The organism is Kluyvera sp. (assembly GCF_047971185.1).
Lineage (GTDB): Bacteria > Pseudomonadota > Gammaproteobacteria > Enterobacterales > Enterobacteriaceae > Kluyvera.
On sequence record NZ_JBKDZH010000102.1, the window covers coordinates 1 to 12,553 of the forward strand.

9 protein-coding genes and 2 pseudogenes are annotated in these 12,553 nt (G+C 58.5%); 5 read left to right on the plus strand and 6 right to left on the minus strand.

All coding sequences use genetic code 11. From position 1 onward, the window contains the following. The 5 genes and pseudogenes from ACK5JN_RS20870 to ACK5JN_RS20890 form a co-directional block, all read left to right on the plus strand. Positions 1–80: pseudogene (locus tag ACK5JN_RS20870) on the plus strand (oxaloacetate decarboxylase subunit gamma); the annotation flags it as partial. Positions 81–95: 15 nt separating this feature from the next. Next, entirely contained in the window at positions 96–1,850 is a 1,755-nt protein-coding gene (gene oadA / locus ACK5JN_RS20875) for a sodium-extruding oxaloacetate decarboxylase subunit alpha (RefSeq protein ID WP_416871900.1), read from the plus strand. A gap of 12 nt (positions 1,851–1,862) precedes the next feature. Then, a complete protein-coding gene (locus tag ACK5JN_RS20880; RefSeq protein WP_416871901.1) occupies positions 1,863–3,164 on the plus strand; it encodes an oxalacetate decarboxylase subunit beta in 1,302 nt (433 codons plus the stop codon). A gap of 131 nt (positions 3,165–3,295) precedes the next feature. Then, positions 3,296–4,923: pseudogene (locus tag ACK5JN_RS20885) on the plus strand (ATP-binding protein). After that, the gene (locus tag ACK5JN_RS20890; RefSeq protein ID WP_416871902.1) at positions 4,916–5,605 is read left to right on the plus strand and encodes a response regulator; all 690 of its coding nucleotides are present in this window, start codon (positions 4,916–4,918) and stop codon (positions 5,603–5,605) included. Before ACK5JN_RS20885 ends, ACK5JN_RS20890 begins: the two are co-directional and overlap by 8 nt. Positions 5,606–5,690: 85 nt before the next feature. Here ACK5JN_RS20890 and rihC read toward each other — a convergent pair whose 3' ends face one another. The 6 genes from rihC to ribF form a co-directional block, all read right to left on the minus strand. Beyond that, a complete protein-coding gene (gene rihC, locus ACK5JN_RS20895) occupies positions 5,691–6,605 on the minus strand; it encodes a ribonucleoside hydrolase RihC (RefSeq protein ID WP_416871903.1) in 915 nt (304 codons plus the stop codon). A gap of 66 nt (positions 6,606–6,671) precedes the next feature. Further along, on the minus strand, positions 6,672–7,622 hold the full coding sequence (gene ispH / locus ACK5JN_RS20900; RefSeq protein ID WP_416871904.1) for a 4-hydroxy-3-methylbut-2-enyl diphosphate reductase: 951 nt from the start codon (positions 7,620–7,622) through the stop codon (positions 6,672–6,674). Position 7,623: 1 nt separating this feature from the next. Further along, positions 7,624–8,073 carry an FKBP-type peptidyl-prolyl cis-trans isomerase gene (fkpB, locus tag ACK5JN_RS20905; RefSeq protein WP_064547280.1) on the minus strand — a complete coding sequence of 150 codons (450 nt, stop codon included), beginning with the start codon at positions 8,071–8,073 and terminating at the stop codon, positions 7,624–7,626. A 149-nt stretch (positions 8,074–8,222) separates the two neighbouring features. Next, positions 8,223–8,711, minus strand: coding sequence for a signal peptidase II (gene lspA / locus ACK5JN_RS20910; protein ID WP_416871905.1), 489 nt, complete (start codon positions 8,709–8,711; stop codon positions 8,223–8,225). Next, positions 8,711–11,560 carry an isoleucine--tRNA ligase gene (gene ileS / locus ACK5JN_RS20915; RefSeq protein ID WP_416871906.1) on the minus strand — a complete coding sequence of 950 codons (2,850 nt, stop codon included), beginning with the start codon at positions 11,558–11,560 and terminating at the stop codon, positions 8,711–8,713. Before ileS ends, lspA begins: the two co-directional genes overlap by 1 nt. A 42-nt stretch (positions 11,561–11,602) precedes the next feature. Continuing rightward, the gene (gene ribF, locus ACK5JN_RS20920) at positions 11,603–12,541 is read right to left on the minus strand and encodes a bifunctional riboflavin kinase/FAD synthetase (protein WP_416871907.1); all 939 of its coding nucleotides are present in this window, start codon (positions 12,539–12,541) and stop codon (positions 11,603–11,605) included. Positions 12,542–12,553 lie beyond the last annotated feature (12 nt).

Sequence of the window (12,553 nt, forward strand, 5' to 3'; positions counted from 1 at the left end):
CCGCGCCCGTCGTGGACGATTTCACCCGCTTAAAGCCGGTGATTGCCGCCGCCATTCACCATCACCGTCTTCATGTTTAATTCACGGAGGAACCCATGACCGTTGCCATTACCGATGTCGTCCTGCGCGACGCCCACCAGTCCCTGTTTGCCACCCGCCTGCGTCTTGATGACATGCTGCCCATCGCCGCACAGCTCGACGACGTCGGCTACGGCTCGCTCGAGTGCTGGGGCGGCGCCACCTTTGACGCCTGTATCCGCTTTCTCGGCGAAGACCCGTGGGTCCGCCTGCGCGAGCTGAAAAAAGCCATGCCGAAAACCCCGCTGCAGATGCTGCTGCGCGGCCAGAACCTGCTCGGCTATCGCCACTACGCCGATGACGTGGTGGCGCGCTTCGTCGAACGCACGGTGAAAAACGGCATGGACGTGTTCCGCGTCTTCGACGCCATGAACGACCCGCGCAATATGAAAGCCGCCCTGCAGGCGGTGCGCAGCCACGGGGCGCATGCGCAGGGCACGCTCTCCTACACCACCAGCCCGGTGCATACCTTACAGACCTGGCTGGACCTGACCGAACAGCTGCTGGAGACCGGCGTCGACTCGATTGCCATCAAGGATATGTCCGGCATTCTCACGCCGGTGGCGGCGTATGAGCTGGTCAGCGAAATCAAAAAACGCTACGACGTGCGTCTGCACCTGCACTGCCACGCCACCACCGGGATGGCGGAGATGGCGCTGCTGAAGGCTATCGAAGCGGGCGTCGACGGCGTGGATACCGCCATCTCCTCGATGAGTGCCACCTACGGCCACCCGGCCACTGAAGCGCTGGTGGCGACGCTCGCCGGCACGGAGCACGACACCGGGCTGGATATCAACAAACTGGAGAGCATCGCCGCGTACTTCCGCGAGGTGCGCAAAAAATACCACGCCTTCGAAGGCCAGCTGAAAGGCTATGACAGCCGCATTCTGGTGGCCCAGGTGCCCGGCGGGATGCTCACCAACCTCGAAAGCCAGCTGAAGCAGCAGAACGCGGCGGACAAGCTGGACCTGGTGCTGGCGGAAATCCCCCGCGTGCGCGAGGACCTCGGCTTTATCCCGCTGGTCACCCCCACCTCGCAGATTGTCGGCACCCAGGCGGTGCTCAACGTGCTGACCGGCGCGCGCTACAAAACCATCGCCAGAGAGACGGCGGGCATTCTGAAAGGCGAATACGGCCACACCCCGGCCCCGGTGAACGCGGCGCTGCAGGCGCGGGTGCTGGAAGGCGCGGAACCGGTAACCTGCCGCCCGGCGGATTTACTGCAGCCGGAGCTGGCGGCGCTGGAGGCCGACATCACCCGTCAGGCGCAGGAAAAAGGCATCCGCCTGGCCGATAACGCCATTGACGACGTGCTGACCGTGGCGCTGTTCCCGCAGCCGGGGATGAAGTTCCTGGAAAACCGCCATAACCCGGCGGCGTTTGAGGCCGTTCCGCAGGTGGAAAGCGCGAAACCGGCCCCGGCGGCAAAACCGGCCACCTCCGGCATCTACACCGTGGAAGTGGAAGGCAAAGCCTTTGTGGTGAAGGTCAGCGACGGCGGCGATATCAGCCAGCTCTCCGCGTCCGCGCCGGTCGCGGCTCCGGCTCCGGCGGGCGCAGGTACGCCGGTTACCGCGCCGCTGGCGGGCAATATCTGGAAAGTGATAGCCACCGAAGGCCAGAGCGTGGCGGAAGGCGACGTGCTGCTGATTCTGGAAGCCATGAAGATGGAGACCGAAATCCGCGCCGCGCAGGCGGGCACGGTACGCGGTATCGCGGTGAAAGCCGGGGATGCGGTGGCGGTGGGCGACACCCTGATGCAGCTGGCGTAACGGAGAGCGGAAATGGAAAGTCTGAACGCCCTGTTTCAGGGCATGGGGCTGATGCACCTCGGCGCGGGTCAGGCCATCATGCTGCTGGTCAGCCTGCTGCTGCTGTGGCTGGCGATAGCGAAGAAGTTTGAGCCGCTGCTGCTGCTGCCGATTGGCTTCGGCGGCCTGCTCTCCAACATCCCGGAGGCGGGCATGGCCCTCACCGCGCTGGAAAGTCTGCTGGCGCATCACGACGCCGGGCAGCTGGCGGTGATTGCCGCGAAGCTTAACTGCGCGCCGGACGTGCACGCCATCAAGGAAGCGTTAGCGCTGGCGCTGCCGTCGGTGCAGGGCCAGATGGAGAATCTGGCGGTGGACATGGGCTACACGCCGGGGGTGCTGGCGCTGTTCTATAAGGTGGCGATTGGCTCCGGCGTCGCGCCGCTGGTCATCTTTATGGGCGTCGGCGCGATGACCGACTTCGGCCCGCTGCTGGCCAACCCGCGCACGCTGCTGCTCGGCGCGGCGGCGCAGTTCGGCATCTTCGCCACCGTGCTGGGGGCGCTGACGCTGAACTACTTCGGCTTCATCCACTTCACCCTGCCGCAGGCGGCGGCGATAGGCATCATCGGCGGCGCGGACGGCCCGACGGCGATTTACCTGTCGAGCAAGCTGGCGCCGGAGCTGCTGGGGGCGATCGCGGTGGCGGCTTACTCGTATATGGCGCTGGTGCCGCTGATCCAGCCGCCGATTATGCGCGCGCTGACCAGCGAGAAAGAGCGGCAGATCCGCATGGTGCAACTGCGTACCGTCAGCAAACGGGAAAAAATCCTCTTCCCGGTGGTGCTGTTGCTGCTGGTGGCGCTGCTGCTGCCGGACGCCGCGCCGCTGCTGGGGATGTTCTGCTTCGGCAATCTGATGCGCGAAAGCGGCGTGGTGGAACGCCTGAGCGACACGGTGCAGAACGGGCTGATCAACATCGTCACCATTTTCCTCGGCCTGTCGGTGGGGGCTAAGCTGGTGGCGGACAAGTTCCTGCAGCCGCAGACGCTGGGCATTCTGCTGCTGGGGGTGATTGCGTTTGGTATCGGCACCGCCGCCGGGGTGCTGATGGCGAAGCTGATGAACGTGTTCAGCAAAAACAAAATCAACCCGCTGATCGGCTCGGCGGGCGTCTCGGCGGTGCCGATGGCGGCGCGGGTATCGAACAAGGTGGGGCTGGAGTCGGACGCGCAGAACTTCCTGCTGATGCACGCGATGGGCCCGAACGTGGCGGGGGTGATTGGCTCGGCGATTGCGGCGGGCGTGATGCTGAAGTACGTGCTGGCGATGTAATAACCAATGGGATACGCGCGTCGTATCCCATTTTTATTCAAATGTTTTCCTAAAACACGAAAAACAGGAACTGGCACAACGCCAGCTGCGGCGAATCACAGACAATGCGTCATTTAATTTCTTACAGAGATATGTTTATTCGTAAAATTAATCAATGGTTTGCCAGACGATCGTTCCAGAACAGGATCTTTTTGCTCATTCTGTTTACCTCGACGATCGTCATGCTGGCAATCACCGGTTACCTCACCAGTATTACCGAAGAACGCCTGCACTATCAGGTGGGGCAACGTGCGCTGATCCAGGCCATGCAAATCTCCGCCATGCCTGAACTTGTCGAGGCGGTTAAAGAACACGATCTGCAACGAATAAAAGCCCTGATCGATCCGATGCGTTCATTTTCCGACGCTACTTATATCACCGTTGGCGATGAAAAAGGCCTGCGCCTGTACCATGTTAATCCGGATGAAATCGGCCAGTACATGGAAGGCGGTGACAGCGATGACGCACTTTATCAGGCGAAAAGCTATGTCTCTGTCCGTAAGGGATCGTTAGGCTCGTCACTGCGGGGTAAATCGCCGATTCAGGACAGTACGGGGAAAGTGCTCGGTATCGTTTCCGTGGGTTATACCCTCGAACAGCTGGAGAGCTGGCTCAACCTGCAAATTGGCTCCCTGCTTTTTCCGATGGCTATCTTATTACTCCTGCTACTTTACTGCGCACGCCGCTTTTCACTGCACATTAAAAAACAGATGCTGGATATGGAACCACAGCAGCTGTCACAGCTGCTCATCCAGCAAAGCGTGCTTTTTGAGTCGGTGTTTGAGGGGCTTATCGCCATTGACTCACAGCATCGCATCACGGCCATCAATCAAACCGCACGACGTATGCTCAACCTGAGCCTGCCGGAGTCTGAGCTTATCGGCAACGCCATCAATAGCGTCGTTCGGCCCGAAGCCTTTTTTATGATGCACCGCAGAAAAATAAAAAAGATGAAATCGTCACCTTCAACGATATCAAAGTCATTGCCAGCCGGATGGCGGTGATCCTGAACAGCCAGCCACAAGGCTGGGTCATCAGTTTCCGCAGTAAAGATGATATTAATACGTTAAGCCTGCAGCTAAGCCAGATACAGCAATATGCCGACAACCTACGGGCCGTCCAGCACGAGCACCGCAACCTTATTTCCACCATCGCTGGGCTGCTGTTTCTTAAGCGCTACGATAATGCGCTGGCGCTTATCCAGCAACAATCAGAAAGCCATCAGAAGGTCCTCGATTTTATTGCGCAGAACTTTAAAGATCATCATATGGCGGGGTTACTTATCGGTAAGTATTACCGGGCGAAAGAATTGGGGCTTGAGCTAATATTCGATCCGGGCTGTTATGTAGAACATCTTCCCGCCTCACTCTCACACAATGAGTGGATTTCTATTGTCGGTAATTTGCTCGACAACGCCTACAATGCGACGCTGCTGAGCCCGCCCTGTTCACGGCAGATTGAGTGTTTGATTAATAGTGAAGGCAAAGAAGTCATCATAGAAATAGCCGACCAGGGATGCGGAATTAATAAAAAAATTCGCCAGCATATTTTCGAGCGCGGCGTGACCAGCCACGACAGCGGCGATCACGGCATTGGCTTATGGCTGGTGCGTAGTTACATCGAGCAGGCCAACGGCAACATTATCGTTGATAACAATATTCCTCGCGGCACCATTTTTACCCTGTACATTCCTTTTACCAGAGAAAAAAATAATGGATAGCATTTCAACCCTCATTATTGAAGATGAACCGATGCTGGCGGAAATTCTGGTGGATACCTTCAAACAATCACCACAGTTTCATGTCATCGGCATTGCTGACAAAGTCGAAAGCGCAAAAAAACAGATCCGTCTTTATCAGCCTGAGCTTATTTTGCTGGACAATTTTCTGCCCGATGGCAAAGGCATCGATTTGATTCGCCACACATTTAATACCCAGTACAGCGGCCGCATTATTTTTATTACCGCGGATAATCATATGGATACCATCAGCGAAGCGCTGCGGATGGGCGTATTCGATTACCTCATTAAGCCGGTGCATTACCAGAGGCTCCAGCATACGCTGGAGCGCTTCGCCCGGTATCGCAGTTCGCTACGCTCCAGCGAACAGGCCAGCCAGACGCACGTTGACGCATTATTTAATATCCAGGCGAAAGAACATCTCAATGAACCCACCGGAGGATTGCGTGGAATCGATGAGAATACGCTTAGCCGCGTACTCCAGATATTTGACGACGTACAAGCCGTGCATACGGCCGATTCGCTGGCGCGCCTCCTTGGCAGCAGCAAAACAACGGCACGGCGCTATCTCGAACAGTGCGTCAAAAACAACCAGCTGGAAGCGGAAATCAGCTATGGGAAAGTGGGCAGACCGGAAAGAATCTATCGCCGAAAAGTGTCGTAAGCCTGAAGTCACAGGGCTGTATGAGCACCGTCGCCCTGCATCAATGAGCCGCTCGTCTATGGTCATCAATGCAGGGAGTCTACCGTTACGGCGCGCGGGCAAACACCTCAGCCACCCACTCGCGGAAACCCTCGACGTCCAGCGCCAGCGCCACCTGCGCGTTGGCCGGTTGCCCGAGGCGCTCTTCGATATCGACCACCGTCGTGCCCGCGGTGTATTGCCCCTGCGTTTCCACCGCCACAAAGCAATTTTGCAGCGTAAACAGTTCTGGGCGTACCAGCCAGGCGATGGCGCACAGGTCGTGCATCCGCAGGCCGCTCTGCATACTGCCGCTGCGGTAGTGGCTGAACAGCGCGTGGAGCATGCCGCCGGTTTTGTTCAGTGCAGGCAGCGCGGCCAGATAGTTCGGCGTTAGCGTGGCCTGATTGGTCACGTCCAGCCCGCACATCACGATGTCCAGACCGCTGCGGAACACCAGCGCCGCGGCTTCCGGGTCAATGGCGATATTGAATTCGGCATTAGGGGTAAAGTTACCGCGCCCGGCGGAGCCGCCCATCATCACCAGACGGCGGATGTTGAAGCGGCATTCCGGATACTGCGTCAGCAGCAGCGCAATATTGGTGAGCGGGCCGATAGCCACCAGCGTGATCGGCTGCGGCGCGTGCATCAGCGCATCGCGAATGGCCTGAAATGCCGGTTTCGCCAGCGGCTGGCGGTTATGTTCGACAAAATCGTAGCCTTCCATACCCGACTCGCCGTGAACCGAGGCGGCGTCGCGCAGCGGGCGCACCAGCGGCGCGGCGGCCCCCTGCGCTAACGGCACGTCAGCCCCCCAGAAATGCAGGAGCTGCAGGCCGTTACGGGTGGTTTTTTCCACCGAGACGTTGCCGGCAACGGTGGTCATCAGCTGGAGATCCAGCTCGGGGGCAAACAGCGCGGCGGCAATTGCCGCGGCATCGTCGATACCGGGATCGGTATCCAGGAAAATAGGTAGACGCATGATTTCTCCCTAAAAAAATGCCAGACGTTAAGCCTGGCATTTTTTCACATTCGCGGGAGGATTAATTTATTCCACTTCACGAACATCCACACGCAGCTCGCGCGGCACTTCGAAAACAATGTTCTCTTCACGGCCTTCAAGGGTGATGGCCTCGCCGCCGCCCAGCGACTGCAGACGCGCAATCACGTTCTGCACCAGGATATCCGGCGCGGAGGCCCCGGCGGTGACGCCGACGCAGGCCGCATCTTTCACCCACGCTTCCTGAATGTCCGCCGCGTCGTCAATCAGATAGGCGGCTTTCCCCATCCGCTGCGCCAGTTCGGCCAGACGGTTGGAGTTGGACGAGTTTTTCGAGCCGACCACCAGCACCACGTCGGCCTGCTGGGTGAGCGATCGCACCGCTTCCTGACGGTTGGTGGTGGCATAGCAGATATCGTCTTTACGCGGACCGACGATTTTCGGGAAGCGCTCGCACAGCGCGTCGATGACGTCGGAGGTGTCGTCCACCGAGAGCGTGGTCTGGGTCATAAACGACAGCTTGCTTTCGTCTTTCACCGTCAGCGTCAGCACGTCCTCCGGCGACTCGACCAGGTACATGCCGCCTTTCGGGTTGCTGTACTGGCCCATGGTGCCTTCCACTTCCGGGTGGCCAGCGTGGCCAATCAGACTCGACTCTTCGCCACGACGGCTGGCGCGCGCCACTTCCATATGCACTTTGGTGACAAGCGGACAGGTCGCGTCGAACACCGTGAGATCGCGGCTTTTCGCTTCGTTGCGGACGGCCTGAGACACGCCGTGGGCGGAGAAGATCAGGATAGCGCCGTCCGGCACTTCGCTAATCTGCTCGATAAAGATCGCGCCGCGTTCGCGCAGGCTGTCCACCACGTAGCGGTTATGCACCACTTCGTGTCGTACGTAGATCGGCGCGCCGTAGATGGCGAGCGCATTTTCAACAATGCTGATAGCGCGGTCAACGCCTGCACAAAAGCCGCGTGGGTTGGCCAACAGGATCTGCATGTTACGCCTCCAGTACCGGATCGACTTCCAGTACTTCAATATCAAAATGAACGGTATGGCCCGCCAGCGGATGGTTGAAATCAACCGTGATCGAATCACCGTTGATTTCACGGATCACGCCCGGCATTTCACTGCCATCCATTGCGGTAAAAAGCATGATCGCGCCGATTTCCGGCTCGCCCGCATCCATAAATTCGCGGCGGGAGAAATACTGGATCAGATCCGGCGTCGAGATACCGAACGCCGCGTCAGGCTCCAGAGAGAAGGATTTTTTGTCCCCGGCCTTCAGGCCGAGAAGATGCTGCTCCAGCCCTTCAGACAGGGAGGCATCGCCCAGACGAAACAGCGCCGGTTTACCGTTGTTACGGGTTGACTCAGCGGTTGAGCCATCGTCCAGTTTCAGCGTGAAGTGCACCAGCACCGCGCTGTTGCTTTGAATCGAGTTAGACATGCAGGGACAGCCTTTTATCTTACGACATTGGAATGACGGTTATTGTTATAAAATAGTGCGCCGTTGAGACTCCCCGGCGTCGCTTTGCTCGGCCGGGCTACAGACTGGAGTAGCCCGGCCGAGCAAAGCGGCGCCGGGAAAATCACGGACTACGCCTGCTTTTTCGGCAGGAAGCCTTCCAGCACAATCAACGCCGCGCCGATACAAATTGCCGTATCAGCCAGGTTGAAGGTGGCAAAGTGCCAGTCGCCGACGTAGAAATCGATCATGTCGACGACGAAACCGTGCCACAGACGGTCGAACAGGTTACCCAGCGCGCCGCCAATAATCAGCGCATAGGCGATGTTATTCAGCTTCTGCGTGGCTTTAGAGCGATACATCAGCACCGCCAGCACCACGCAGATACCGACAGCGATACCCGCGAAGAACCAGCGCTGCCAGCCGCCGCTGTCCGCCAGGAAGCTGAACGCGGCGCCATAGTTACGCGCATAATGCAGATTAAGCGACGGGAACAGCGACACCGTATCCCCCAGAGCAAAGTTCTGGAGGATCAGGTATTTGCTGCCCAGATCGATAATCAGCACGGCTACCACCAGCCACAGCCAGCGTAGCCCTGTTGAACAGATCGATTTACTCATCAGGCAAACTTACGTTTTTCGCCGTCACCGGCCACGTTGCTCACACAGCGTCCGCAGATATCTGCGTGCTCCGCCACCTTGCCGATATCCTGAGTATAGTGCCAGCTGCGCGGGCACTTCTCACCTTCGGCTTTGCTCAGCGCCACTTTCAGACCTTTCAGCAGTTCACTCTGCTGAGCGTCGTCGGTCGCTGCTGCATAATCGGCAACGGTCGCCCCGGAGGTCAACAGGACAAATCGCAATTCGTCGCCCAGCGCCGTCAGTTTCGCCGCCAGATCCGCGTCAGCGTACAGGGTCACCGCCGCTTCCAGCGAACCGCCGACTTTCTTGTCAGCGCGCGCCTGCTCGATCACCTTGTTCACTTCGCCACGGACTTTCAACAGCTCTTCCCAGAAGTCGTCGTTCATCTCTTCGGCGTTATCCAGCCCGAACAGACCTTCGTACCACTCGCCGGTGAAGACATACTTCTCACGGTCGCCCGGCAGGTAGCCCCAGATTTCGTCAGCGGTGAAGGACATGATCGGCGCCATCCAGCGCACCAGCGCTTCCGCGATATGGTACAGCGCGGTCTGGCAGCTACGACGCGCCACGCTGTCCGCTTTCGCGGTGTACTGGCGGTCTTTGATGATGTCGAGGTAGAAGGAGCCCATTTCAACGGAGCAGAAGCGCATCAGGCGCTGTACCACTTCGTGGAAATCGTAGGAGGCGTACGCTTTCACGATATCGTCCTGCGCGGCCTGCGCACAGGCAACCGCCCAGCGATCCAGCACCACCATCTCTTCCGGTTTCACCATGTCTTTCTTCGGATCGAACCCGTTGAGGTTCGCCAGCAGGAAGCGCGCGGTGTTACGGATACGACGATAGCTGTCGGCAGCACGTTTGAGGATCTCGTCGGAGACCGCCATTTCGCCGGTGTAGTCGGTAGAAGCCACCCACAGACGCAGGATATCCGCGCCCAGTTTGTTCATCACGTCCTGCGGAGAAACGGTGTTGCCGATAGATTTGGACATCTTACGGCCCTGACCATCGACGGTGAAGCCGTGGGTCAGTACCTGACGGTACGGTGCTTTACCTTTCATGGCGACGCTGATCATCAGCGAGGACATGAACCAGCCGCGGTGCTGGTCGGAGCCTTCCAGATACATGTCAGCAGCGTGGCCGCCGAATTCCGGGCGGGCGTCAACGACGGAGTAGCTGGTCGATCCGGAATCGAACCATACGTCCAGGGTATCCGGCACTTTGACATAGTTGTCGGCGTCGTCGCCGAGGATTTCACGCGGGTCGAGATCCCACCACGCCTGAATACCGTCTTTCTCAACGTATTTGGCCACCGCTTCCATCAGCTCGGTGGTGCGCGGGTGCAGCTCTTCGGTGTCTTTATGCACGAACAGCGCCATCGGCACGCCCCAGGTACGCTGACGGGAGATACACCAGTCAGGGCGGTTAGCAACCATCGATTCGATACGCGCCTTACCCCATGCCGGGATCCAGCCGCTGAGATCGTCTTTCGCCAGACCTTCCTGCTCGATGCGGTCAATCTCTTTGAGCGACTGAATGCGCAGGCCTTTCTGGTCCATGCTCACAAACCACTGCGGGGTCGCACGGAAGATGATCGGCGACTTGTGACGCCAGCAGCACGGGTAGCTGTGCTGCATTTTTTCGACGTGCAGCAGTGCGCCTTTTTCAGTCAGCAGCGCAACGATTTTGTCGTTGGCTTTGAAGACGTTCACACCGTCCAGTTCCGGATAGGTACCCGCCAGGTAGGCGCCGTCCGGGCCTACCGGGTTCGCGATTTCCAGACCGTATTTCTGGCTGATCACGTAGTCGTCCGGGCCGTGACCACCGGCGGTATGCACCGCACCGGTACCGGCGTCCAGCGTGACGTGGTCGCCGAGAATAGCCGGCACATCGAAGCCCATGAACGGGTGGGTAAAGCGCAGCAGTTCCAGCTCGGCGCCTTTGACGGTACCGAGGATGGTGTAATCAGCAGCGCCAATGCGTTTCATCACGCTTTCGACCAGATCGCTCGCCAGAATCACCGCCTGACCGTCGATCTGCACCAGCGCATAATCGAAGTCCGGCGCCAGTGAAATAGCGCGGTTAGCCGGCAGGGTCCACGGGGTAGTGGTCCAGATAACCAGCGAGATAGGGCCGGAGACGTTTGCCGCGCCGAATTTCGCTTTTACCGCGTCCTGGTCAACGGCGTGGAACGCCACGTCGATAGACGGAGAGGTTTTGTCGTAATACTCGACTTCGGCTTCCGCCAGCGCGGAACGGCAGTCAACGCACCAGTGCACCGGCTTCGCGCCTTTGTGCAGGTGGCCGTTGGCAACAATTTTGCCCAGCGCACGAATGATATTGGCTTCGGTTTTGAAATCCATGGTCAGGTACGGCTTCTGCCAGTCGCCCAGCACCCCCAGACGAATGAAGTCGGTACGCTGGCCGTCAACCTGAGTCGCGGCATATTCACGGCACTTGGCGCGGAATTCTGCGGCGGTGAATTTCTCACCCGGCTTACCGTATTCCTGCTCAACCTTCAGTTCGATCGGCAGGCCGTGGCAGTCCCAGCCCGGGACGTACGGGGAGTCGTAACCGGAAAGCCCTTTGGACTTCACGATAATGTCTTTCAGAATCTTGTTAACCGAGTGACCAATATGAATGCTGCCATTCGCATATGGAGGGCCATCATGCAGAATGAAGGTTTTTTTGCCTTTTTTGGCCGCACGGATGATGCCGTACAGGTCATCATCGGTCCAACGCGCCAGCATTCCCGGTTCACGCTTGGCGAGATCGCCGCGCATCGGGAACCCTGTTTCCGGCAAACTCAGGGTTGATTTATAGTCACTCATCAGATTCTCGGTTCCGTATTTCGGTTTGATTACATAACTGGCTTAAGCCGGTTTTGTTAGCCCAAACAATTCGCGGGCGGTTAACTCATCACGCGCAATCTGCGCTTTTAGTTCATCCAGCGAAGCAAATCGCTGCTCGTTGCGTATTTTTTTACGCAGTACTACATCAATATGGCGACCGTAAAGGTCCATTACAACGTCAAGCAAATGCACTTCCAGCTGCTGGCGGACGCCGGCAACGGTCGGGCGGGTTCCAATATTGGCCACGCCCGGCAGAGGCTTATCGCCCAGCCCCATCACTTCGACCGCATAAACCCCTTTTACCGGGGAGACCTGACGACGCAGCGGTAAGTTCGCCGTCGGGAAACCGATGGTGCGACCCAGTTCATCGCCGTGCACCACGCGCCCGGAGATAATAAACGGATGGCCCAGCAGGCTTTCGGCCTGTTCGAGATTGTCGTCGGCCAGCGCCTGACGCACCGCGGTGCTGCTGATGCGCACGCCGCCATGGCAGAAGGTTTGCGTGCTGGTGATATCGAAACCAAACTCCGCGCCAGCCTTCTGTAATAACAAGAAATCGCCCTGGCGACCAGCGCCAAAACGGAAATCATCGCCGACGGCAAGGAACTGCACGCCCAAGCGCTTGACCAGCAGGTCGCTGATAAAGTCCTGCGCGGTGAGCGCGGCAAAGCGACGGTCAAAGCGCAGGCACAGGACGTAGTCCACTCCACTCTCGGCCAGATAGCGCAGCTTTTCGCGCAGGCGCGTTAAGCGCGCCGGGGCCTTGTCAGCCGCGAAGAGCTCCAGCGGCTGCGGTTCAAAGATCATCACCACCACAGGCAAACCGCGCGCCCTGCCCTCGGCACGTAAGCCTTGCAGTAGCGCCTGATGCCCACGATGCACACCGTCAAAATTACCAATGGTCAGCACGCACCCATGTGGGGCCTGACTGAGATTATGTATGCCGCGTATCAGCTTCATGTCTGGCTCAAA